Source organism: Sandaracinaceae bacterium (assembly GCA_020633055.1).
Taxonomy (GTDB): domain Bacteria; phylum Myxococcota_A; class Polyangia; order Polyangiales; family Houyiibacteriaceae; genus JADJJE01.
The window spans coordinates 78,594-101,575 of sequence record JACKEJ010000015.1; the positions used below are offsets into that span (position 1 = coordinate 78,594).

Sequence of the window (22,982 nt, forward strand, 5' to 3'; positions counted from 1 at the left end):
CTCGATTATGCCAGCTCCTCGTGCTGGAGGGGGCCACGGCGCTCACGCGTCGGGGTGCGGCGCATCCTCGTCGGTCTCAGCCCCCGAGTCCGCCCCGACGGGGCCGTGGTTGGCAGCAGCGTCCGTACCCGCTCCGTCGGAACCGCCAGGTGCTTCGCCGGAGTCCTCGTGCCCGGCCTCGTCCACTCCAGGCGCGGCCTCGTCATGGTGCCCACCGCGCGCGGACTGCGAGCGCTCCACCAGGTCGGACAGCAGCGCCTCGAGGGCCTCGCGCGGCACCAGGCCCGCCTCACTCGCCTCGCGGATGGCGTGCCGCTCCACCTCGAGCAGCTCCTCCTCCACCCGCGCCATCTCGGCGGCCTGCGCGTCCACCAGCGTGTCGTCCAGGCGCGAGAGCTGCTCTTCGAGGGCCGCCTCCCGTCCCCCCAACCGGCTGCGCAACGTCTCGTAGGTCTGCTCGTGGATGTCGCCACCTGCCAGCTGCTCGTCCAGGTGCTTGAGGGCCGCGCGCGCCGCCCGCAGCGCGGTACGCAGGCGCAGGTACTCGACGTGCGAGTTGCCCCCGCCCACGGCGCCCGACCAGCGCAGCAGGGGCGTCATGGTGGTGCCCTGCACCAAGATGGAGAGCAGCACCACGCCGAAGGTCAGGTCCACCAGCAGCTCGCGGTACTGGAAGTCGAGCGGCAGCGAGAGCGCGAGCACCATCGACAGGCTCCCGCGCAGGCCACCCCACAGCAGCACGCTCGACCAGCGCGGCGGAAGCTTCTCGCGTGTGCGCAGCAAGAGCCGCTCCACGACGAACACCACCACGCCCCGCGCGACCATCAGCGCCACCCACGCGATGACGATCTCGGCCCCGTGGCCCAGCATGCGGAACACGTCGATCTCCTTGCCCAACAGCAAGAAGACGAAGCCGTTGGCGACGAACACCGCGTACTCCCAGAAGCTCTCGACCGCGATGCGGTTGGTGGGCGTCATGCCGTAGCGCGCGCCCACGTTGCCGCAGGCCATGCCGGCCGCGACCACCGCCAGGATGGCCGACGCGTGGCAGGCCGTCGCCAGCAGGTAGCTGCCGAAGGCCGCGATGGTGGTGAGCATGATCTCCACCAGGTGGTCGTCCACCAGCGTCGTCATCCACGACACGGACAGGCCCACGGCCGCGCCGATGCCGATGCCCACGAGGATCTCCCACACGAGGATGCGCGCCACCCACAGCGGCGTGACCGCCTCGTCCGTGTGGCCCAGGCCCAGCATGGCGCTGACCACGATGAACACCACCACGCCCACCGCGTCGTTGAGCAGCGACTCGCCCTCCATGACCACCGCGAGCCGCTTGGGCACGCCCAGCTCCTTGAACAGTGCGACCACGCTGACCGGGTCGGTGGCCGCCAGCATGGACGCGAACAGCAGCGCGACGATGATGGGCAGCGTCGTGTTGGCGAGCGGCTCGAGCCAGTAAGCGAAGGTGCCCCCGAGCCCCACCGCGACGACCACCCCCGGCACGGCCAGCAGCAGAATGGCCGTCAGGTTCTCGCGGAACTTCGGCCACGACAGGTGGAACGCCGCCTCGAACAGCAGCATGGGCAGGAAGATGTTGAACAGCAGCTCCGGCGTGAGCCGCACGCGGTCCAGGTCGAGCCACGCGAAGTGCGGCGGCAACATGCCGAGGAAGAGCCCCGCGACCACGAGCGTGACCGTGTAGGGCAGCGACAAGCGCTTGGCGAGCATCGCGACGGCGCTCGCCACCATCAGCAGGACGAAGAGGGTGATCTCGGTAGCCAAAGCGGGCTGACTCTACGCTGCGTGCGCGTCGCTGTCAGGTGCGTGCCGTGCGCCCCGCGGTGAGTCACAGTGCCGCGATGGACGCTCCGAGCACGCCCCCCGCGCCTCGCTGGCTGCTCGTCGTCGGCATCGTCGCGCTGGCGTTCAATCTGCGCCCCGCAGCGGTGAGCGTCGGCCCGGTGCTGAACGAGCTACGCGCGAGCCTGCACATGTCCGCGACGGTGGCCGGGCTGCTCACGACCATGCCCGTGCTGGCGTTCGCGCTGTTCGGGGCCGCGGCGCCCGCGCTCGCGCGCTCCGTGGGGGCACGACGCGTCACGCTCGCCTCGCTGCTGGCGGTGGTGGCCGGCCTGCTCCTGCGCGCGACCACGTCGAGCGCCACGCTGTTCCTCGGGTTCTCGCTGCTGGCGCTCGCGGGCATGGCCACGGCGAACGTGTTGCTGCCCTCGCTCATCAAGCAGCACTTCCCCGAGCGCGTGGGCTTCATGACCTCGCTCTACACCACCGCGATGGCCATCGGGCTCACGCTCGCGTCAGTGCTGACCGTGCCCTTCACGGCGGGTCGCGGACCGGACGGTTGGCGCGTGGGCCTCGGCGTGTGGGCCGTCACCGCCGCCGTCGCGGTGTTGCCGTGGGTGGCCCTCACGCGCGGGCCCGCTTCGAAGAGCGTCGCCACGCGCACCGCGTCCATGCGCGACGTCGCCCGCACCCGGCTCGGCCGCGTGATGGCGCTCGCGTTCGGGCTCCAGTCACTGCAGGCGTACGCCATCTTCGGGTGGTTCGCGCAGGTGTACCGCGACGCAGGCTTCCCCCCCGAGACAGCCGGCCTGCTGCTCGGCATCATCACCGCCGTCGGCATCCCCCTGTCGTTCGTCATCCCCGCACGCGCAGGCCAGCTGCGCGACCAACGCGCCCTCCTAGCCGGGCTGATGGCCTGCTACCCGGTGGGCTACGTGGGCCTCATGCTGGCGCCCGCGTCGCACGCGTACCTGTGGGCCGTGGTGCTGGGCGTGGCCACGGCGGTGTTCCCGCTCGTGCTCACGCTGATTGGCCTGCGCGCGCGCACGGGCGAGGGGACCGCGGCGCTGTCGGGCTTTACACAGGGCGCGGGCTACCTGCTCGCGACGGTGGGCCCCTTCGGCATCGGGGCCCTGTACGACGCGACGGGGGCGTGGGACGTGCCGCTAGGCGTGCTCCTGGCGCTGACCGTACCTCAGCTGTGGGTGGGGCTGGCGGCAGCGCGCCCGGGCTACATCGAGGACGAGCTGGCGCAGCTGCCGCCCCCGCACGCCACCTGAGGGCTGAAGTCCGGGGCGCCCCCGAATCCGGGACAGAGTGCCGTTCTGAGTCCTCCTCGTCAGCCCGCGACGCGCTCAGCCGCAGGCGCCGCCGAGCAGGCCCGTGCGCAGGCCGCGGTTGGGCGGCTGGGGCCCGAGCCAGATGCGGAAGAACACGGAGGCGAAGTCCTCGCCGGGGATCACGCCGCGCACGCGTCCGTCCACCTTCATCTGCAGCCCCTGGCCCGGCAGCCAGGTGAACACCAGGTTCATGCCCTCGGTGAGGTTGGGCACCCAGCCCTGCAGCTGGTCGATGCGCGCCTGCAGCGCGGCGCGGTTCCCACCGGCGTTGCGCGTGAAGCCCTGCACCAGCGCCTCGTTCATGGTGTCCGAGTCGACGTCGCGCACGAAGCGCAGGTCGAGCACGATGGGGTGCGTGAGGTCGAGCAGCGCGTCCGCGGTGCGCGCGCGGGTCGCCACGTAGAGACCCGCCACGTAGACGTCCACGTTGAAGACGGTGGCTTCGCGGATGCCGAGCCCGTTGAGGGAGAGACGCTCACCCGCGACCGTGACGCTGTTGGGGAACTCGACGCCTCCGCACGAGCGCGCGAGCGCCGCGGTGGGGAACGAGAGGGCCGCGACGAGAGCGGCAAGAAGAGGGATGAGCGTGAGGCTGCGGGTCATGTGCGTGTTCTCCGGCGCCCAAGCCGGCGCCCTGTCTAGAGTCCGTTCACGAGGAACCTGCGGGTAGTGGCATGTAGTCGGATGTCCGTCGACTCATTACGACATTTGGCACCAAGTGCCGTTGGCCATACTAAAAGGCCCCGCCAGGGAGCCCCGCGAAGGCGTCTCGCAGCGCCCGTCGGACGTGGCCGTCAAAGGCCGTGAACACGTGCGTGTGGCCCCCGCGGTAGCGACGCAGCGACGCGGTGGGCCAGTGCCGCAGCAGCTGGTTGGTCTCGTGCGGGAACACGAAGCCATCGCGTTCGGCCGCGGCCATCACCACCGAAGAACCAGGCGCGGGCGCGTGGAGGTGGCGCGCCGTCGCCTCGAACAAGCCGGCGAGGTACGCCCGCGCGTCGTTCCGCTCTCGCTCGAGGGCCTCGAAGTCGACGGCCCAGGAGAGCGCCCCGTCCAGGTAGACGCTGCGTGGTGAGCGCCCGGCCGCGACCGGGACCACGGCCAGGGGCGCCCCGAACACGCCCGCGACGAGGCACACCATGAAGCCTCCCATGCTGTAGCCGAGCAAGCCGAGGGGCTTGTGCTCGAAGCCGGGGACGGCGCGCAGACCCCGGAGCAGGCCCAACGTCTCGAGCACGGACGCGTGGTTCATGTGGAACTGCTCGAACACGGTCGGCAGCCGGGCGGACACCTGCCCGGGGCGGCGGCGCGCGCCGTAGAAGGGGTTCTCGAGCACGAGCGCCTCGAGCCCGTCACGCACCAGCGGCGCCAGCACCTTCACGCGGCGCGCGTACCCTTCCTCCCCGCTCGCGGCCATCGCGATGCACAGCGGACGCGTGGGGTCGAGGGACTCACCACGAGTCATCAACAACGCGCGCGCCTCGCGCACGGGCGCCTCGAAGCGGGCGTCCACAGCGAGGGAGTCCCAGCGCAGCTCACGGAGCCAGAGGCCCGCTGTGACGCGCGGCCGGACGGTGGGCACACCGCGCAGCGAACGCGCGCGACCCAGCGTGTCGACGAGGGCCACAGGCGTCGTCCCGCCGAAGAGCTCAGGGTCCTCACGCATGCGCTCGAGCGCCGCGATGTCGCCGAAGCCACCGTCGAACATCTTCGTACGCGCCAGCAGCCGACCAGTCGCGCGATCCACCCAGTGCATCGTGCGGGGCGAGGGTTCCTCGACGGAGATCATCGGGAGCCTTCATGCCATGGCGCGCGCCGGGGCCCCAAGGGCGATGGCACGCTTGGGGTGCACGGCATGCTGGTGGGGCACGAAGCGGGCGCACGGCACGCTCGCGGGTGCGGGCGCCGGGCTAGCCCCGGAGATTATCCGTTCGAATACGCGGCGCTCCCACGAGATACACTCAACGACGAACAAAGCGCGAAAACAAGTGCTTTCGAGGGTGGCACGCCACGTGCTCTAGCTCATCCCGAAACGAGCCGAGGAGTCGCCATGACCCGCTACAGCAAGCACTTCCAAAAGAACCGCACCCCGCAGAGCGCCCCCGCGCACGCGAAGCAGAAGCGCAACCGCGCGGGCGGGTACACGTTCGTCGTCGACCGCTGGACGCGCCTCGAGCGCTTCTTGGTGCTCGGAGCCGAAGGTGGGACCTACTACGCGACGGAGCGCGCCCTGGTGCTCGAGAACGCGCGCTGCGTGGCGGAGTGCCTGGACGAGGACGGCGCGCGCACGGTGCGCACGTTGGTGGCCGTGAGCGAGGCGGGTCGTGCTCCCAAGCAGAGCCCGACCATCTTCGCCCTGGCGCTCGCGTGCTCTCACGCGAACGAGGCGACGCGCGCGCTCGGCCTCGCGGCGATGCCGCGCATCTGCCGCACGGGCTCGCAGCTGTTCGAGTTCCTCGCCGCCGTGCAGGAGCTCCGCGGCTGGGGTCGTGGTCTGCGTCGCGCGGTGTGCCGTTGGTACCTCACCAAGACGCCCGATGCCCTCGCGTATCAGGTGGTGAAGTACCGGCAGCGCTCGGGCTTCTCGCACCGCGACGCGCTCCGGCTCGCCGGTGGCGCGATGGGCCCTCGCTCGCTCGAGCACGACGCGCTGCTGCGCTACGTGACGGCGAGCGCGGACGGCCTCGGCGCCCGCACGGTCGTGCGCTCGGGGCGCACGTCCACCTACGACGCGATCCCGCGCGAGGCGCTGCCTCCGTTGATCACGGCCTTCGATGCGCTCCAGCGTGAGCGCTCCCCACACGCAGCGGCGCGGCTCATCACCGAGCACCGCATGACGCACGAGATGGTGCCGTCCACGCTCCACGGGTCGCCCGAGGTGTGGCGCGCGCTGCTCGAGCAGATGCCCATGACGGCGATGTTGCGCAACCTCGGTCGCATGACGTCGCTGGGCCTGGTGACGCAGGGCTCCGACGCCTGCGCGCTGGTGGTGTCGCGTCTCCGAGACGTGAACCGCATCACGAAGGCGCGCCTCCACCCGCTCGCGGTGTTGGTGGCGCTGAACACGTACCGCCTGGGCCACGGCGTCCGCGGCGGGATGACGTGGCAGCCGGTCCCGCAGGTGGTGGATGCGCTCGAGGGCGCGTTCGAGCTCACCTTCGGGAGCATCCCGGCGACGAAGGCGCGGACGTTGCTCGCGCTGGACGTCTCCGGGTCCATGACCTGGGGCCAGGTCGCCGGGATGACCGGCATCAACCCCCGCGTCGGGTCGGCCGCCATGGCCATGGCCACGATGCGGACGGAACCGAACTGGAACGTGATGGGCTTCTCCCACACGCTCGTGCCGCTCGGCCTCCACCCGCGCATGTCGCTGGCGGAGGTGATCAAGACCGTGTCGTCCGTCTCGATGGGCGCCACCGACTGCGCGCTCCCCATGCTGTGGGCTGCGCAGACCAACACCCAGGTGGACGCCTTCGTGGTGTACACCGACAACGAGACGTGGTTCGGCCAGGTGCACCCGCACCAGGCGCTGGACCGCTACCGTCAGAAGACGGGCCTCGCGGCGAAGTTGATCGTGGTCGGGATGACCGCGACGAACTTCAGCATCGCGTCCCCCGACGACCCGGGCATGCTCGACGTCGTGGGCTTCGATACCGCGGCGCCGCGCGTGATGGCGGACTTCATCACGGGGTGAACGCCCCTGACGCTCCCTGGGTGGATGGCGAGGAACGCCAGCTGTCCACCCGGGGACCCTTTACTGCACCGTAGCTCAGCCTGGTAGAGCGCTAAACGCGGCCCTCCACAACTTGACCGTGCCTCGCGCGCGGGCCGGAGGGGAGTCGTTATCATCATCCATGAAGTGGTCGTGGGTTCGAATCCCACCGGTGCAACCACACGGAGCGGGCCGAAGCACGCGGGTTATCATTAGGGTTGATCAAGCCCCGCGCGCATCCCTTGCCTGTTCTTTCATTTCGCGACGCCCTCGGTCGGCGCGCGTCAACTCGCCCGCGTCGTGCGGGCCGGTAGCGCGTCGTTATCTGGTTCGAGGCGGGTTCGAGTCCCAGCGTCGCACCTTCTATGCGGCTGGCACGCGAAGGGGCTCTCCCGCGGGAGCCTCGAGCGTGGCCAGCAGCGCCACGCACGCCAGCAGCGTCCGCATCCAGAACGGCATGAACGGCGGCAGCGGCACCCGGGCGCCGAGGATGTTGCGCTTCACCTCCGTGAGGTTCTCGGTGAGCTTGCGCACGTGCGCGCGGTCCACGCGGTCGCCCCGCACGAGCGCGCCGAACGCGTCCCACTGCATCTTGGCCACCGCCGGCAGCGCCCGCGGGTGCTCGAAGCCCACCACGTGCCCCACGGCCCGCTCGAAGGCGCGGTAGTCGCTGCCCAGCGCTGCGCGCGCCATGGCGCGAAAGTCGCCCCGCTTCTCGTCCGAGAAGCGCACCACGCTACCGAAGTCCAGCACGGCCACGGGCTGGCCCGCCTGGAACAAGAAGTTCCCGGCGTGCGCGTCGGCGTAGAGCGCGCCGTGCTCGAGCATGGTGCCCAGCACGAAGCGACGCACGGCCGCGCTGAGGCGCGCGCGCTCGTCGATCTCGAACGTCGCCGCCACGTCCACCCGCTCGCCCTTCGCGAAGTGCGTGGTGAGCACCCGCCCGGTGGAGCGCTCGGTCACCACGCCCGGCACGTACAGGTCGGGATCGCCCGCGACGAGCCCCTCGAAGAGCGCCACGTTCGCGGCCTCGGCGCGGTAGTCCAGCTCGGCCAGGAAGCCGCCGCGGATGCTGTCGAGGAACTCGCGGCCTGCGTTGGCGGGCATGACGAAGGTGGTGGCGACCGAGGCCAGCCCCGTGATGTTCTGCAGGTCGCCGCGGAACGCCTCCTGGATGCCGGGGTGCTGCACCTTCACCGCCACGTCGTGCCCGTCCCACACGGCCCGGTGCACCTGCCCGAGCGACGCGCTCGCGAAGGGCACGGGCTCGAACGCGTCGAAGCACTGGTCGACGGGCGCCCCGAGCTCCTCCTCGAGCAGCGCCCGCACGCTCTCCCAGGGTGACGTCGCCGTCTGGTCGCGCAGCCGCGCGAGCGCGGGACCCACCTTGTCCCGCAGCTCGTCGGGCAGGTTCGCCTCCACCAGCCCCGCCATCTGCCCGACCTTGGTGCCGAGCCCACGCAGCTCGCCCAGCCGCTCGACCGCGTCCTCGAGCCCGCCCGCCGAGCCGCGCAGCATGGCGGTGGCGGTGCCCAGCCCGGCGCGGGCCATGGAGCCCAGGCGCAGGACCCGAGAGGTGGCCAGCTTGCGATCCTCGCGCTCGCTCATGGGCGTGCCTTCGACATGCTTTCGCGAGCGTAGATCCACCCCGTTCCCGTGGCGAGCACGTTGACGGCGTGCGCGCCTCGGCGAAGACTGCACGCATGTTCGGCGACGAGGGGTACACCACTCTCTTCCACATCCGCGGAATGCCCGTGCGCCTCCACTGGAGCTTCGCGCTCGGCATGCTGATCTTCGGCGGCCTCCGCTTCGCCCCTGGCGTGTGGCTGGGCTACTTCGTGCTGGTGGCGGGGCACGAGCTGGGCCACGGGTTCTTGGCGCGGCGCTACGGCATGCACGTCACCAGCCTGGACATCCACGGCTTCGGCGGGCTGTGCTCGTACAGCGGCTACCCGACGGAGTACCAACAGTCGGTCATCGCGTGGGGCGGCGTCCTCGCGCAGGGGCTCATGTACGTCGCCATCCAGCTGGTGCTGGTGTCCCTGGGGCCGCCCGCGACCGAGTTCACGGCGGACTTCGTGATGCTCATGACGCGCACCAACCTGATCATCGCCGTGATCAACCTGCTGCCGCTCAACGGGCTGGACGGTGGGCGCGCCTGGCGCCTGCCCAAGCTGTGGTGGCGCGCCCGACAGCGCCGCAAGGCGGCTCCCGACGACCTGGCCGCGGGGTTTCGCACGAAGATGGACAAGCGCCAGCGCGGGGCCTATGCCAGCGACCAAGCGCGCAACGCGCCCGTCGTGCGCATCGAGCGCGCGAAGGACGGCTCCGTGCGCATCGTCGCCGTGGAGCCGAGCGACCGCCTCCCGGAAGACCTCCACTGAGCCCTCGGCTCGGGCGCAGCGAGGACGTTCACCCCAGGACGCTCGCCACGGCCGCGAGCACGGCGTCGTGGATGGGTCCGTTCGTGGCCACCACGCCCGAGTTGCGGGCCAGCGTCTTGCCGAGGCTGAAGTCCAGCGGCTCGCCGCGCACGTCGGTCACGCGCCCCCCCGCTTCTTCCACGACGATCAGCCCCGCCGCGTGGTCCCAGATCTTCTCCTGGTAGTCCTTCCGGGTGGGCAGGCGCAGGTAGATGCTGGCATCGCCACGGGCCAGGCTCGCGTACTTGGCCTGGCTGTCCATGCGCAGGCCGGGCGCCTCGATGCCCAGCGCGCGGGCGATCTGCACGCTCTGGTCCTGGTCGCTGTGACCGGACTCGACCGACTCGCAGAAACGCGCCCCCGAGGGGTCCGTCACGTCGCTCACGCGGATGGCTGCCGGCATCTCGTCGCGGAACAGCGGCTCGACGAACGAGCCCGCCCCACGCGCGGCGCTCATCAGCACACCCTCCTCGTCGCCGTCGGCCGAGACGGGCAGACGCGGACAGCCGAGCGCGCCGAGCACCACCTGCCCATCGCGCACCAAGGCGAGCGCGATGGCGTACTGCTCCGAGCGCAGGAAGCCCTTGGTCCCGTCGATGGGGTCGAGGGTCCAGTAGGTCTCGCCGGGCTGCGGCGCGTGCCCGCCGATGTCGATGAAGCCGAGCACCTCGTCCTCGCCAACGTCGTCCCCGAGCACGCTGCGAACGTGCCCCACCACCTGGGCGCGGCGCACGGCGGCCTCGTCCCCACGCAGGTCGGCCGCGTCCTCTTCGCCCACCATGGCCGTCACGGCCGATCCCAAGCGCCCGAGCGTGGCCGCGACCACCGCCTGCGACGCGAAGTCCGCGACGGTGACGGGGCTCTTGTCGCTCTTGGAGAGCGTGCCGGCGTGCACGAGGTCGGCCTGGACGGCGCGGGTCACGCGCGCAGCGGCGCGCACGGCAGCACGAGCGCGGTTGAGCTCGGCCTGGAGATCGACGGGCTGTTCGGAGGGCATGCGCGGGGGATAGCACGGCGCGCGCGAGAGCACCGACCCGATTTCGCGCTCAGTCCGCCGTGGACGGCTCGGGCTCCGGCGGCTGCTCGGCGCCGCTCGGCTCGTGCTCGAGCGGGTAGCCCTGCTCGCTCCAGAAAAAGAAGCCCTCGTCGATGACCGCCACCCGCCGATAGCCGGCCTCGCGCAGGCGCGCGGCCAGGCGGTCCGCGGCGGCGTGGGGGCACCCGCAGTAGACGACGATCTGGGTCCCGTCGTCCGGGATGCGCTGCAGCGCCTCGTCGTCCGCGTAGTACGGCGCTGGCAACGCGCCAGGGAGGTGCGCGGCGCGCCAGTCGGACACGGCGCGCGCGTCGAAGAGGATCATCCGTCGCCGCTGGTCGAGGGCCTGCTTCACCTGCAGCGCCTGGACGTACGCGTTGGCCGGAGCGAAGCGCGGCGGACGTCCGTCGGGGTTCAGGACCAGCTGTTCGCCCTCGCGGGAAGCCCAGTCCTCGGCCTCGCCTGCATGCGCCGTTGCGGCGGCGGTGTTGGGCTGCGCGAGCGAGCGCAGGAAGTGAACGAGGTCGTCGATCTGCGTTGGGGTGAGCGTCCCAGCGAAGCCCGCCATGGCCGTGGGCGCGCGGCCGTTGGTGATGGTGCGGCGCAGGAACTCGTCCGACGCCAGCTCGTGGAAGACGGGGTTGTTCAGCGTGGGAGCCGTGCGCCCCTCGCCCCGCTCGCCATGGCAGGACGCGCACTGCGCGTGGAAGACGGGTCGCGCTCGTTCGACACGGGCCCGATCCACGGGGACGTTCCGCGCCGGGTCGCCCACAGCGAACGACGGTCCGTGCTGGAAGGCGCGCAAGAACGCGATGATGGCGCGGATGTCGTCGTCGCTCAGCGGACCGCCCGCGGCGTTGCTGAATGCGCTCATGGGGGTGCCCGGGTGCCCGCGCTGGATGGAGCCCATCAGGAAGGCGTCGCTCGCGAGCTGCAGATACGCCTCGGTGGTGAGGGCGGGCGCGTGGTCGGCAGCACCGCCCTCGCCACGCTCCCCGTGGCACAGCGCACAGTAGCGGGCGAAGAGTGCGCTCTCGGGCGGGCGGGTCTTCTCTCGTTCGACCGTCGGCTCCGCGGGCCGGTCGTCACACGCGCCGAGCCCCAGCGCCAGCCCGAGGAGCAGGGGCGACGCCATGAGGGTGCGCGAGCGTGCCGCGCGGCGGAGCACGAGCCGCTCGGCGGCGCGAGCGGGGTGAGGGAGCGGGACCGACATGCGGCATCCTTTCGCACTCTGACCGCTCGACGCAACACGACACGCGCGGTGTAGAGTTCCGACGGATGACCTCGGGCGAACGCACGCTCGCCGTCCTCGGCGCGCTGATCATGACCGCGTGGGCTGGCGGCTGCTCGACGCGCTCTGAGGCTGCGGTCCGGGCCACGCGCGCGCTGGGCGAGGCGACAGCCGGGTCCTTACACGTCACGCTGCGCCTCGAGCAACGCGTCGTGTCGGTGTCCGCTGGGCTGCGGGGTGCAGGACGCGGCGCGGGCTGGTTCGACGCACACGAAGAGTGCCGCCTGGCCCTGGTGGTGGAGGCACGCGCGGGCGACGCCGAGCTGACCCGTGACCACGTCCTCGACGCGGGGCGGCTGCTGTACGAAGACGTCCCCACCTGCGCGGCGCGCTTCGAGACCATCACGGTCGAGACGTGTGCAGACGCTCAGCACGTGGTCGTCCTGGCGGGAGGGCGGGCACGCGCGCTCGCGTCGTACGGCGACCGCGTGTGGGACATCGACCGCGGAGCGGCCTCTTCGTGCGCAGAAGCGCTGCAGGCGGTTCCGTCGACCCCGCTGCTGGTGGCAGGCGCGCACGTGAGCGGCGCGTGCGAGCAGCTGCTGGTGGGTCCCGACACACGCGAGGCCACGCGCTGCATGCTGGACCACCAGGCCTGGGTCGACGGTCAGTCCTTCACGCCCGACGGAGAGGCGGCGGCCATCGGGAGGGCCCTTTCGGGGGAGTCGCGCGGCATCCTGTACATCGACTGGCTGGCCGACGTCGGCCGTGGAACCTCCGTGAGCCCCGACCGCGAGGAGGCCCTGTACGAATCGCTGCTACACCCATGGCCTGACGGTGCGTGGTTTCAGGTCGCCATCGGTCGCGCCTCCTGGGCGCTGACGCTCGCACCGTCCGATGAGCGACGACGCGCGTTCGTCACGGCTGGCATCGCGCTGTGTCGAGACAGCCGCCTTTCGCCGTTCCAAAGACAGGCGGTGGTGACCGCCGCCGACGTGCTGGCCGACGGGGCGCTCTCGACCGAGGCGCGCGCGGCGTGCGGCACGGAAGGCTACCCCGCCATCCCTGCCCGGCTTCGCCCTACCCCGCCTTGACCCGCGAACGGACGCGGGCTCAGAGACGCGCCCGCGCTGGTGCAGAGGCGCGTTCGAGCGTTCGCGGGGCCTGCCCGGTCATGCACCCCACGGCTCACGTGGGCTTGCTGGGCCGTGACGAGCGGCGGGCCGCCGAGAACGCTGGTGTCGCCGCCAACCACGCATAGGCGGCAGGCTCCGCCGGGACGAAGCGCTCGCAGGCGCACACATCCAGCAGCATGGAGGGGGACGAAGGCGCGTAGCGCAGCGCGAGCAGCTGGGCGCGCAGAGCCTCGGCCTGCGGCTCGGACAAGGCGTGCGTCCCGATCAGCGCGTCGTACGGGAACGGCCCCGTGCGCTCCAACACCCGCAGGTCGCGGGCGCGCGTCCCCACCAGCTCCTTCAACGCACGCCGCACCGACTCGTCGGCCTCGTCGCGCAGCTCCCCGTACACCGAGGTGACGTCCGCCTCGTCGTCCAGCACGGCCGTGAGCGCGCGCGAGTAGCTTCCGTAGAACGTCTGGGAGTCGAACAGGGCCGACGCCTCGAGCCCGTAGCGGCGCACCTGGGACAAGGCGCTGAGGTGACCGCTCATGGACAAGGGGTCCACCCAGGCCGCCCGCCGGCCCTCGAGCTCGGCGATGGAGCCGGCCGGGTCGTCACGCCGCACGATGATGGCCCCGCGGCTCGAACACACGCCCATGCGCTGGGCGGTGAGGGCGAAGCGCGTCGCGCCGTGCAGGCCCGCAAAGACGATCGGTGGTGTCCACGCGAGCTCGGTCTCCTTCGCCTGGACGATGTCCACCATCTCCGCATAGGTGCCCGCAACGCGCACGCGCACCTCGCGACCGAGCCACTCCGTGAGCCAGTCGGCCAGCAGCGAGACCCGCGCGTGGGTGCTCAGCTCGCTCCTGTCGGGGGGCAGCAGAAACCTCATGGCGCCCACTATACGCGCGCATGCCATGACACAGCTATTGCCAAACCGTGACAGTCGCGCGGGCCCACGGGCGTATCGTGCGGGTGGGTTCCGATGCTGGCAGACCTCGAAGCGAGAACCATCGGCTTTCGCAGCGGCGACGACGGACGCCACGTGCGCCTGGTGGAGCGCGTGCGCATCCACGGTCAGCCCCGGGCCTTCGCGGAGCTGATCGGCGACGTCATCCCCCCGGACGCGCGCTTCGTGGTCTTGGACCTCGACCGCACCGTGCACCTGGGGCGCAACCTGGGCGAGCTGCTGGGCTGGGAGCTGGGCGCGCACCTGGCCTACGGCGAGGACCGACGCCGCGCGATGGAGCCCACCCGGGCGCGCGGACGGCTGGCCCTGGACCTGCGCAACCCTCGTGGGGCCTTGCGGTACGTGGGCTTGGGCTACCGCATGTGGGCCGACGCGGGCCTGTTCTACCTTTGGTGGGGCAAGCTGGCGGCCGTCTTCGAGCGCATGAATCGCATGCGCTTCCGGCGCTTCGGGCTGGAGCCCGTGCGCGCGGTGCAGTCCGTGCCGCAGACAGCGCTGCTGCACCACCTGTCGCGTGTGCCACTCCCCCTGCTGCGCCAGCTGGCCGAAGACGTGTGGGCCCGCCACGCCCCCGACCAGGTCATCGACGCTGCCGACATGGCCGCGATCCGAGCGCGGGCGCCACGGGCGCGCATCATCCTCGCCAGCGCGTCTCCAGAGCCCATGGTGGCGCTGGCGGCCGAGCGGCTGGGTGTGGACGAGGTCTACTGCACCACGCTGGATCGGGCGGGCGAGCAGCTGGCCTCGCCCGTGCCTTGGTTCCGCCGCTTCGGGCGGCGCAAGGGCCCCGCGCGCTTCACCCTGCCCAGCCGACACGGCATCAACTCGAGCCGCGCCAAGGTGGAACGCCTGGTGGCCGCGCACCCCGAGATCCTCGCGCCCGGCACCGTCACGGTGGGCATCAGCGACACGGGCTACGGCGAGGACCACTGCTGGGCCGACTTCTTCACGCACGTGGTCGACCTGAACAGCGACACGCCCTTTCCGCCCTTCGTGGCGGCAGGCTCGCCGCTGCGTGAAGTGCACTCGGCGGTCGCGCTGTCAGCGGACGAGCGGGCACGGCGGGCGGGCGACCCTGCGTACGTGGACCCACGCCGCAAGCCGCTCCCCACGGGCTACGATGTCACGTTCGAGCGCGATGAGCTGCAGCGGCTGCTCGCGGAAGAGGCCGACACCATCGAGGCCATCGCAGCCCGCTTCCAAGCCGGCGTGGGCCCCATGGAGGCCGCGCGCCGCGGCGTGGAGGGACGCTACGAAGCCGTCCAGCAGCGGCTGGACGAGCTGGTGCAGCGCTACAACCATGCGCCTGAGACGGAGCGCCCCAGCCTGCTGACCCAGCTGGACCGCCTGCTTGAGCAGACCGCGGAGCGCGCTCTCCTGCTGGGTCAGGTGGAACGGCCGCTCGCCGACCTGGCCCACAGCCTGCACCGCCTGCGTGAACACGCGCAGCAGAAGCTGCGGTTCGAAGCCGAACGGCTGCGGGACCTGAGTGTCCGCGAGGCCCCTCACGCGGCACGCTGAGCCGCCACGCGAGCGCCGCGCGCACTCTGGCCGACGACGTGCCGAGGTTCGTCAGCGAGGCCACGCGACCGGTCGGCGACGCCGCGGCGCGACGTTCCTCAGGGCCTGAGCGAACGCACCCAAGCGGCGCTCGCGTCCCACAGCCGCGCTGCTGCGGCGGCGTCGCGGGTGTCCGCGCTGGCGTCGCACTCCGCGCAAGCGGTGAAGTACCGGCCTCCGGCGAGGTCTGGCGCGGTCGCACAGAAGACGCTGGTCTGGGCGCCCTCCTCTGGCGTGAGCAAGAAGAAGCGCTCCACGGGCGCGAGCATGGTCCGCACCCGGGCGAGCCCGCCGTGCCCCGCGAGCCCGACGCTCGCCACGTTGGTGAAGACGGCGCCGGGATGGAGCGCGTAACCATGCACCCCTTGCGCGCCATGACGCCGCTCGAGCTCGAACGCCGCATGGATCATGGCCAACTTGGACGCTCCATACGCAGCCCACGAGTCGTACGGCTCCCGCGCTGCGAAGAGGTCCGCGTTGCGCCCCTTGTGGTGCAGGTGGGACGCGACGTTCACGACGCGTGCGTCGCCCGTCCGTGCGCCGGCCGCGAGCAAGGCGGGCAGCAAGGCGAGCGTGAGCTGAAAGGAGCCGAGGTAGTTGGTGCGCCACTGCGTCTCGAAGCCGTCCGGCGACAGGCGCGGCGCCTCCCACTCGGACAGGAGGTCGAGGTGGATGCCAGCGTTGTTCACCAGCACGTCCAGCTCGTTCCCGAGCGCGCCCTCGTACCAGCGCGCGAACTCGCGCACGCTGCGGGCGTTGGCGAGGTCGAGGTCGTAGCCGTGGACCGTGGCCCCCGAGCGCTGTTCGAGCTCACGGGCGGCAGCCGCTGCCCCAGCGCGACGCGTGACGACCACGGTGGCCCCCCACGCCGCGAGCGTCGCTGCGGTCTCGGCGCCCAACGACCCTGCGCTCACGCCAGTGACCACGGCGCGCTGGCCCCGAAGATCCACGTTCGGGGCGGCGGCGGGTCGCAGCAGGCGGCGACGGATGCGCGCCAGCATCAGCGCAGCGCTCGGGTGGGGAGGAGACCGGACATCGCGGCAGCATCCCCTCCATGCTGGCGCTGGTCGAGCACGCAAATGACGCGCGGGTTCCATTTCGCTAGCGGTTCCGTCTCACCGGTACCCTGGGGTACGCTCGGCGCATGTGGGACGCACGCGGGAGCATCGCATGACCTCGGAATCGCACGACCCCTCTGGCGCGCGCCTCGTCACCAATCAACGCGTGACGGTGCGCTCCCCGCTGCTCGGAGAGCAGTCCATCGCCTACTACGACGACGGCGGCGACGGGCCTACGGTGGTGTTCGTACACCCCAACTCGTGCGCCGTCGTCGCGTGGGAGCATCAGCTCGCGGACACGCACTCCGACGGCTCGCCCAATCCGCTCGCGGCGTTCCGGCGCGTGGCCTTCGACCTTCCGGGTCACGGCGAGACGCGTCGCACCGGCGACGGTAGCAACGCGTACTCCCTCCCCTTCTACGCCGAGGCGCTCGCCGCCTTTGCCAACGCGCTCGACCTCCGCGGCGCCTACTACGTGGGCCACAGCCTCGGGGGGCACGCCGTGGTCGAGGCCGGAACGCAGCTCCCCCAGCCAGCGGGCGCGCTCATCTTCGGCTCCCCACCCGTGTCCACCCACGAGCAGCTGGGGCGTGCGTTCTTCCCGATGCCTGGGGGCCCGCACTTCCTCACGGGCACGCTGCGACCCGAAGACGTCTGCCACTGGGAGGCGTCGGTGTTCTTCGACGGCATCCCGACGTGGTTCGCCGAGTGCGTGGCACGTACGGATCCGAACGCACGTGCAGGCCTCGCCGCGTCCCTCGCGACGCTCGCGGACGAGGTCGGGATGGTGCGCGCGTACCCGTGTCCTCTGGGGATCATCCACGGTCGCTACGAGCGCACCGTGCGCCTCGCGTACCTGGAGAGCCTGGGGGTCGCGGGCGGTCTGTGGCGCTCGGCCATCCAGCTGGTAGACGAGGCCAACCACTTCACCCAGTACGACGCTCCAGTAGCCTTCAACGCCTTGGTGGCGGCGTTCGTCGCCGAGCACGGCTGACCTGGCGAGCGCGAAGCCGGCTCGGGTTCGCCGCCCCGTCAACGCGGTGCGGCGAGACGTTCGAGGGCTGCGCTGGCCTCGCTGTCTTCAGGCGCGGCCGCCGAGACGGCCTTCCACGCATCGAGGGCCTCGGCGCGGTCTGCGAGGCCGGTCTCCCACGTACGGGCGACCTCCTTGAGGAGCTCGACGCGAGCTTCCTGCTCTTCGGGTCGCAAGCGTCGCAGCGCCTGCCCGAGCGTGACCAGGAGGTCCGAGTAGCGCTCCGCGCGCACCAAGCACTCGCGGTGCCGGTCCTTGGCGCGCTGGTTGTCGGGCTCCATGGACGCGAGCCGGTGATAGGCGTCCGCTGCGTCCTCGTAGCGCTCTAGGGAGTAGAGCAGGTCGGCCCGCTCGCGCTGCAGCGCGCGCGCGGCCTTGGCGTCGAGGCTGGCGGCGAAGCGCTCCTCGAGCACCTGCTCCAGCTCGTCGGTGAACCCTCCCGACGTGCCGAAGTCCACGAGCGCGCGCAGCACCGCGGGGTCGTCGCTGCACTCGGTGATGGCGCGCCGCGCCACCTCGAAGGCGAGCCGCGTATCTTCGAGCGAGCTGCCGAAGAGGTCCGCCGCAACGAGGAAGAGGCGCTCCTTGAGCGGGCGCTCCACGGTGGTGGCCTTGCGCGCCAAGTATGTCGCGGCCGCGCGTCGCAGTCGGTCGCCGTCGAGCGCCGCGTCGAGCGAAGCCGCGAGGTGCACGAAACGATCGACGTCCGCGTCGTCGTCGTGCGCGAGCTCGAGCGCCAGCATGAAGCGCGTCTCGGCGTGCACCTCGCGGCCGAGGCTCTCGACCGCCGTCACCATGGACTCCTCGATGGCGAGCAGGGCTTCGTCGCGGAGCGCCGCGGTGTCGTCGCCTGCGCCCTGAGTGAGCGCGCGCAGCACCTCGTCGGCGCGTGCGTCCAGGGTCTTCACCCGCTCGGCGGCGTGGTCGGGGCCGTCGAGACGGTCGGACAACGCCCGCAGCGCGTCCAGGTCGGTCGGCGCCGCATCCACCCAGTGGCGCGCCGCGGCGAGCGCGCGCTCCATGTCTGGCAGCGAGCGCTCATAGAGGCCGAGGAGTCGCTTGGCCAACACGGCGCGCTGCCCCAAGTGGGTGGTCAGGGCGAGGTGGGCCTCGGTCACTTCGGCCAGCTGCGCGTCGTCGCCCTCCTCGAGGTAGAGCGTCCCGAGGCGTGCCAGGGCAGGCGCGAACGCGGGCGAGCGCTCGCGGATGGCCAGCAGCTCACGCTCGGCCTCGCGCGTGTCGTCGAGGTGGTCGAGCAGCAACGTCGCGCGCTCCATACCGAGCGGGGTCGCCTCCTCGGGCGGCAACGACTCGGCGAGACGCACGGCCAGCAACTCGGCCAGCTCGGCGTGCAGCTCGTTCTCCCGCGCGTGGTGCAGCAGCGCCGTGAGCGCCTCCGCGTCCGGGCGCAACGTGCGCACCTCGCGGTAGCACTCGGCGGCTTCGTCCGGGTCTCCGAGCACGTCCCGCAGAAGGCGCGCTCGTTGCGTGAGATAGGCGACTCGCGTCTCGAGGTCCGTGGTCTCGCTGGCGAGGTCGTCCAAGAGGGCCGCCAGCTCGGTCGAGCGCTCGTGCTGCGCGTAGAGCCGCAGCAGCGCGGCAGCCGCCTCGGTGTCTCGGCGGATGACCCGCACCCACTCGTAGGCCTCCATGGCCGCCTCGCCGCCGTCGGTCGCCTCGTCGTGCAGCCGCGCCAGCTTCAGGTAGATGTCCGCGCGCTCCACGTCCGGGAGAGAGATGGCGCGATGTTCGAGGGCCTCGACCATCCAGTCGTAGCGCTCACTGCGTGTGGCGATGCGCTCCAGTCGGTCGAGCGCCTGCGCGTCGTCGCTGTCGAGCTCGAGCGTCTGCAACGCGGTCTTGCGGGCCGCGTCGTCGTCCCGCAGCCCGAAGTCGTAGATGTCCGCCAGCTCGGCGAGCGCGCGCAACCGGGCGTCGTCGTCGGTGGCGGCGCCCACGGCCTCTTGCAGGAGCTGGGCTGCCTCGGCCAGCTCGCCCGCGCCGTGCAGGATGCGTACGAGCGCCGAGCGGGCGTCCCCGTCGCCAGGGTCCACGGCCCGGTAGGCGCGCAGGGCGTCCACCAGCAGGGCGTTGTCGAAGGCGTGCTCCTCGTGCTCGGCGAGCAGCGCGGTGAGCGCGGCCTTGCGCTCGGCCAGTGACTCGAGCGCCCCGATCTCCCAGCGGCGCACGTCGGCCATGGCGCGATAGCGGCCTACGGACGCGAGGCGGGTGAGCAGCTCGGAGCGCAGCGCGGCGTCCCGCGGGTCGAGCTCGGCCAGGCGCTGGAAGGCGTCGGTCGCGAGCTCGGGGTTCGCCAGCGGACCGTCGGCCACCGCAACGAGCTGGCGCAGGAGGTCGCGCTGTTGCTGTGGATCGGACGCGTGAGCAAGGCGCCGCTCGAGCACCCCGCGCAGCGCGTCGTGCGCCCCACGCTGCGCATGGATGCGGGTCAGCCCGAAGAGCGCCGCGCCGTGCTGGGGCGCGAGCTCGAGGAGGCGGGCCGCTACCCGCTCGGCGGTGTCGAGGTCGGCCGCGGCCAGGCAGCGCTCGAGCAGGTCCTCGAGGGCCACACGCTCGTGGGCTGCTTCGGTCTTTCCAGCGTGGAGGCGTTGCGTAGCCGCCACGGCCTCTGGCCAACGCTGAGCCGAAGAGGCATACGTGAGGGCCCGCGCCAGCCACTCGCGGCTCGGCGCGTCGAGCAGCAGCGGGGCGAGCACGTCGTAGGCCTCGCCGGGGCGCTCTTCGCGCTCGAGCCACGCGCAGAGGGCCAGCCGCGCCTCGGGGGACGCGTCGAGGCCGGCGCGTGTGACCCGAGCTTGCAGGTGCTTGCCCAGGCGCTGGCGGTGCGCGTCGGTCGGGCTCCCGTCGACGAGCGCCTGGAGGACGCTCAGGGCCTGTGCGTGCTCGGGGCACAGCTGCAGCGCCCGCTCCACGGCGTCGAGGGCGGCCTCGGTGTCCAGGCGTCGGGCGCGCTCCACCTCGAGCCCGGCGATGGCGTCCAGGTCGTCACGCTCGGCCGGGGTGCCCTTCTTGCGACGCACGCGCTGCAGCAGCAGCTGGATGCGCTCCTCCAAGAGCGCGGTGTCGTCCGGCGCGAGCGCGCTGGCCTGCGCCAGCGTCTGGATGGCCCCGTCGAGGTCGGCTGGCATCGCTTGCTGGGCCTCTGCCAGCTGGCGCAGCAGCGCCGCGCGACGCTCTGGGCTGCGCGTGTGCTCGGCCGCGAGCGCCAGGAGCGTGCGGACGTCCGAGATGCGCCGGGCCTTCTGGGCCCGCTCGACCGCCTCGTCCAGCGTCGACTCCAGCTCCGGATCGAGCGCGACGGCGGCGCGGTGGTGCTCGAAGCTGCGCTCGAGGCGCCCCGGGATGGCCGCGTGCGCATGGGCCAGCGCCAGCTGCACCTCCGCGCGCTCGGCGGCGGACGCCCCTGCGGCTTCGAGCTGCTCCGCCCAGCGCGCCAGCTGCTCCACGTGGCGATGCGTATCCCGCCGCTCTCCCGCCAGCTGCGAGAACGCCGCGCCCGCGATGGCCTGGCGGGGGTCCAGCTCCAGCGCGCGTACGAACAGCCTCACGGCGTGGTCGACGTCGCCGAACGCGACGCGCTGCTCCCCGGCTTCGGCCAGCGCGCGTGCTGTGTCGCGCGGATCCGTACAAACCTCCGCCCAGCGCTCGTGGAGCTCCGCCAGCTCGCGCGGCTCGGTCCCCGTGGACAGCGCGCTCGCCAACGCGCGATACGTGAGCGGGTTGCTCGCGTCGGCGACGAAGGCCGCGCGCAGCTCATCGAGTGTGAGGTCCATTACCTCGGAGCCTACCACCGACCCGCGGCCCAACGGGCGCGCCGACGTCTTCAGCGACGCACTTGCTCCGTGCAACATGTCAGCGGGCGCGCGGTTCGTCGTTGACACCGCGAACCACAGGAACGAGGAAGGCGACGTGGACTCACAAGAACAGAGTGACGTATGGCGCATGCTCGACCGCGACTACCTGGCCGAGGTGGCGCGCCAGGGTCCGCCGCCGGTGTTCGCCACCATCAGCGGCGCGCACCTGTACGGCTTCGCGTCGCCCGACAGTGACGTGGACCTGCGGGGCGCCTACCTCCTGCCCGCCCACGAAGTGCTCGGCCTGCGTCCACCCGCCGAGACGCTCACCATCGAGGACAAGAGCCGGCTCGACCTGGACTGGGTCGCCCACGACGTGCGCAAGTTCGCGCGGCTGATGTGCAACCACAACGGCTACGTCATGGAGCAGCTGTTCTCGCCGCTGGTCGTGGTGACCTCGCCTGCGCACGAAGAGCTGCGCGAGCTGGGGCGCGGCTGCCTGACGCGGCCCACCGTGCGTCACTACCAAGGGTTCGCGCGCGGTCGGCGCCGGCGGCTGTTCGAGCCCGACCCCACCGTGAAGCACCTGCTGTACGCGTACCGCGTGCTGCTCACCGGCATCCACCTGATGCAGCACGGTGAGGTGGTCGCGAACATCAACACGCTGAACCAACGCTTCCGGCTGAGCGCCGTGGACGAGCTCGTCGCGCGCAAGCGCGAGGGCGCGGAGAAGATGCCGCTTCGCCGAGACGAGCTGGACGCCCAGGTGAAGCTGCTGGACGCGCTCGCCGCGCAGCTGGACGAGGCACACGATGGGAGCCGCCTCCCTGAAGAGCCCACGACCGCCGCCGCGCTCGAGAGCTGGGTGGTGCGGCTGCGCCTGACGACCGTGGAGCCCACTGGTGCGAGGCCGATCGAGAGCGCCGACCCGAGTGCCTGACCTGGTTCGCGACACGATCTTCCTGGCGCTCGGTGGGAGCCAAGCGCACGGCACGGCGCGCGCAGGGTCGGACGTGGACGTGCGCGGCGTGTGCGTGGTGCCGCTGCGCGAGCGGCTCTCGCTGTTCGGACGCTTCGAGCAGCACGAGGGGGAGCTCCCGGGCCCGCTCCTCGCGCGCGTCGAGCGACACTTGCGCGCCCGTGCCTCGGGCGACGACGGACTCGCGCTGGTAGCGGTCCCGCCGAAGACGGAGTGTCTCGTGTTCGAGCTGGGCAAGTTCGTGTCGCTCCTGGCTGCAGCGAACCCGAGCGCGCTGGAGGTGCTCTTCACCGACGAGCGCGACTGGGTACTGGACACACCCACCTGGCGCGCGCTGCACGCGCAGCGGCAGCTGTTCCTGACCCGTCGGGTGCACCAGACGTTCGTGGGCTACGCGCACGCGCAGCTGAAGCGCATCGAGACCCATCGCGCGTGGCTGCTCTCGCCCCCGACGCACGAGCCCACCCGCAGCGCGTTCGGGCCGCCCGGCGCGCCGGGTGACAAGGCCTACCGCGCGGCCCGCAAGCGCTGGGCGCAGTACCTGAGCTGGCAGGCCCACCGCAACGCGCAGCGGGCGGCGCTCGAGCGCGCGCACGGGTACGACACCAAGCACGCGATGCACTTGGTGCGGCTCATGCGCATGGGGCTCGAGGCCCTCGAGACGGGCGCGTTGAACGTGCGGCGTGAAGACGCCGAGGAGCTGCGCGCCATCCGCGACGGTGCGCTCACGTTCGTCGAGTTGAGCGCGCTGGCGGACGAGCTGACCCAGCGCATGGCGGAGGTCGCGCCGACCTCGCCGCTGCCCGAAGACGTCGACACCGCCCGCGTGGACGACCTGGCCGTGGGGCTGATGCTAGGGAGCCCGTAACAAACCGGCCGCGACACGCAAGGAGGTTGGAGGCTGCGC

The 22,982-nt window shown here is 71.8% G+C and carries 17 protein-coding genes and 1 tRNA gene; 9 read left to right on the forward strand and 9 right to left on the reverse strand.

Annotated elements, in window-relative coordinates:
- Positions 1–42: 42 nt before the first annotated feature.
- Positions 43–1,782, reverse strand: coding sequence for a sodium:proton antiporter (locus tag H6726_30260; GenBank protein ID MCB9661963.1), 1,740 nt, complete (start codon positions 1,780–1,782; stop codon positions 43–45).
- 77 nt (positions 1,783–1,859) lie between these two features.
- Between H6726_30260 and H6726_30265 the strand changes: the two genes are divergently transcribed.
- On the forward strand, positions 1,860–3,080 hold the full coding sequence (locus H6726_30265) for an MFS transporter (protein MCB9661964.1): 1,221 nt from the start codon (positions 1,860–1,862) through the stop codon (positions 3,078–3,080).
- Between the two features lie 75 nt (positions 3,081–3,155).
- Here the strand turns inward: H6726_30265 and H6726_30270 are convergent, their stop codons facing one another.
- Positions 3,156–3,743, reverse strand: coding sequence for a chalcone isomerase family protein (locus H6726_30270; protein MCB9661965.1), 588 nt, complete (start codon positions 3,741–3,743; stop codon positions 3,156–3,158).
- A gap of 130 nt (positions 3,744–3,873) precedes the next feature.
- Complete coding sequence (locus H6726_30275; GenBank protein MCB9661966.1) at positions 3,874–4,929, reverse strand: alpha/beta hydrolase family protein; 1,056 nt, start codon at positions 4,927–4,929, stop codon at positions 3,874–3,876.
- Between the two features lie 261 nt (positions 4,930–5,190).
- On the opposite strand from H6726_30275, the gene H6726_30280 reads away from it, so the two are divergent.
- On the forward strand, positions 5,191–6,834 hold the full coding sequence (locus tag H6726_30280; GenBank protein ID MCB9661967.1) for a TROVE domain-containing protein: 1,644 nt from the start codon (positions 5,191–5,193) through the stop codon (positions 6,832–6,834).
- Positions 6,835–6,898: 64 nt separating this feature from the next.
- Positions 6,899–7,033 (forward strand) — tRNA-OTHER (locus H6726_30285).
- Positions 7,034–7,215: 182 nt separating this feature from the next.
- Here H6726_30285 and H6726_30290 read toward each other — a convergent pair.
- Positions 7,216–8,460 (reverse strand): AarF/ABC1/UbiB kinase family protein, encoded by a 1,245-nt coding sequence (locus tag H6726_30290; GenBank protein ID MCB9661968.1) that lies wholly within the window; start codon positions 8,458–8,460, stop codon positions 7,216–7,218.
- Between the two features lie 95 nt (positions 8,461–8,555).
- Here H6726_30290 and H6726_30295 point away from each other — a divergent pair, with 95 nt between their 5' ends.
- Positions 8,556–9,236 carry a hypothetical protein gene (locus H6726_30295; GenBank protein ID MCB9661969.1) on the forward strand — a complete coding sequence of 227 codons (681 nt, stop codon included), beginning with the start codon at positions 8,556–8,558 and terminating at the stop codon, positions 9,234–9,236.
- A 28-nt stretch (positions 9,237–9,264) separates the two neighbouring features.
- On the opposite strand, the gene H6726_30300 is transcribed toward H6726_30295, so the two are convergent.
- Positions 9,265–10,272 carry a 3'(2'),5'-bisphosphate nucleotidase gene (locus H6726_30300; protein ID MCB9661970.1) on the reverse strand — a complete coding sequence of 336 codons (1,008 nt, stop codon included), beginning with the start codon at positions 10,270–10,272 and terminating at the stop codon, positions 9,265–9,267.
- Between the two features lie 49 nt (positions 10,273–10,321).
- On the reverse strand, positions 10,322–11,524 hold the full coding sequence (locus H6726_30305) for a c-type cytochrome (protein ID MCB9661971.1): 1,203 nt from the start codon (positions 11,522–11,524) through the stop codon (positions 10,322–10,324).
- A 65-nt stretch (positions 11,525–11,589) separates the two neighbouring features.
- Between H6726_30305 and H6726_30310 the strand changes: the two genes are divergently transcribed.
- Complete coding sequence (locus H6726_30310) at positions 11,590–12,636, forward strand: hypothetical protein (protein MCB9661972.1); 1,047 nt, start codon at positions 11,590–11,592, stop codon at positions 12,634–12,636.
- A gap of 94 nt (positions 12,637–12,730) precedes the next feature.
- On the opposite strand, the gene H6726_30315 is transcribed toward H6726_30310, so the two are convergent.
- Positions 12,731–13,552, reverse strand: coding sequence for a phosphate/phosphite/phosphonate ABC transporter substrate-binding protein (locus tag H6726_30315; protein MCB9661973.1), 822 nt, complete (start codon positions 13,550–13,552; stop codon positions 12,731–12,733).
- A gap of 93 nt (positions 13,553–13,645) precedes the next feature.
- Here H6726_30315 and H6726_30320 point away from each other — a divergent pair, with 93 nt between their 5' ends.
- The gene (locus tag H6726_30320; protein ID MCB9661974.1) at positions 13,646–15,151 is read left to right on the forward strand and encodes a hypothetical protein; all 1,506 of its coding nucleotides are present in this window, start codon (positions 13,646–13,648) and stop codon (positions 15,149–15,151) included.
- Between the two features lie 98 nt (positions 15,152–15,249).
- On the opposite strand, the gene H6726_30325 is transcribed toward H6726_30320, so the two are convergent.
- Positions 15,250–16,191, reverse strand: coding sequence for an SDR family NAD(P)-dependent oxidoreductase (locus H6726_30325; GenBank protein MCB9661975.1), 942 nt, complete (start codon positions 16,189–16,191; stop codon positions 15,250–15,252).
- Positions 16,192–16,360: 169 nt separating this feature from the next.
- Here H6726_30325 and H6726_30330 point away from each other — a divergent pair, with 169 nt between their 5' ends.
- Positions 16,361–17,242 (forward strand): alpha/beta hydrolase, encoded by an 882-nt coding sequence (locus H6726_30330; protein MCB9661976.1) that lies wholly within the window; start codon positions 16,361–16,363, stop codon positions 17,240–17,242.
- 38 nt (positions 17,243–17,280) lie between these two features.
- Here the strand turns inward: H6726_30330 and H6726_30335 are convergent, their stop codons facing one another.
- A complete protein-coding gene (locus H6726_30335) occupies positions 17,281–21,075 on the reverse strand; it encodes a hypothetical protein (protein MCB9661977.1) in 3,795 nt (1,264 codons plus the stop codon).
- 169 nt (positions 21,076–21,244) lie between these two features.
- Between H6726_30335 and H6726_30340 the strand changes: the two genes are divergently transcribed.
- Positions 21,245–22,036, forward strand: coding sequence for a nucleotidyltransferase domain-containing protein (locus tag H6726_30340; GenBank protein ID MCB9661978.1), 792 nt, complete (start codon positions 21,245–21,247; stop codon positions 22,034–22,036).
- A complete protein-coding gene (locus tag H6726_30345; protein ID MCB9661979.1) occupies positions 22,029–22,943 on the forward strand; it encodes a nucleotidyltransferase domain-containing protein in 915 nt (304 codons plus the stop codon). Before H6726_30340 ends, H6726_30345 begins: the two co-directional genes overlap by 8 nt.
- Positions 22,944–22,982 lie beyond the last annotated feature (39 nt).

Bases quoted from the DNA above. Each gene is read 5' to 3' on its own strand.
- H6726_30265 (MCB9661964.1), top strand. From the start codon at position 1,860: ATGGACGCTCCGAGCACGCCCCCCGCGCCTCGCTGGCTGCTCGTCGTC.
- H6726_30270 (MCB9661965.1), bottom strand. From the start codon at position 3,743: ATGACCCGCAGCCTCACGCTCATCCCTCTTCTTGCCGCTCTCGTCGCG.
- H6726_30275 (MCB9661966.1), bottom strand. From the start codon at position 4,929: ATGATCTCCGTCGAGGAACCCTCGCCCCGCACGATGCACTGGGTGGAT.
- H6726_30280 (MCB9661967.1), top strand. From the start codon at position 5,191: ATGACCCGCTACAGCAAGCACTTCCAAAAGAACCGCACCCCGCAGAGC.
- H6726_30290 (MCB9661968.1), bottom strand. From the start codon at position 8,460: ATGAGCGAGCGCGAGGATCGCAAGCTGGCCACCTCTCGGGTCCTGCGC.
- H6726_30295 (MCB9661969.1), top strand. From the start codon at position 8,556: ATGTTCGGCGACGAGGGGTACACCACTCTCTTCCACATCCGCGGAATG.
- H6726_30300 (MCB9661970.1), bottom strand. From the start codon at position 10,272: ATGCCCTCCGAACAGCCCGTCGATCTCCAGGCCGAGCTCAACCGCGCT.
- H6726_30305 (MCB9661971.1), bottom strand. From the start codon at position 11,524: ATGTCGGTCCCGCTCCCTCACCCCGCTCGCGCCGCCGAGCGGCTCGTG.
- H6726_30310 (MCB9661972.1), top strand. From the start codon at position 11,590: ATGACCTCGGGCGAACGCACGCTCGCCGTCCTCGGCGCGCTGATCATG.
- H6726_30315 (MCB9661973.1), bottom strand. From the start codon at position 13,552: ATGAGGTTTCTGCTGCCCCCCGACAGGAGCGAGCTGAGCACCCACGCG.
- H6726_30320 (MCB9661974.1), top strand. From the start codon at position 13,646: ATGCTGGCAGACCTCGAAGCGAGAACCATCGGCTTTCGCAGCGGCGAC.
- H6726_30325 (MCB9661975.1), bottom strand. From the start codon at position 16,191: ATGCTGGCGCGCATCCGTCGCCGCCTGCTGCGACCCGCCGCCGCCCCG.
- H6726_30330 (MCB9661976.1), top strand. From the start codon at position 16,361: ATGACCTCGGAATCGCACGACCCCTCTGGCGCGCGCCTCGTCACCAAT.
- H6726_30335 (MCB9661977.1), bottom strand. From the start codon at position 21,075: ATGGACCTCACACTCGATGAGCTGCGCGCGGCCTTCGTCGCCGACGCG.
- H6726_30340 (MCB9661978.1), top strand. From the start codon at position 21,245: ATGCTCGACCGCGACTACCTGGCCGAGGTGGCGCGCCAGGGTCCGCCG.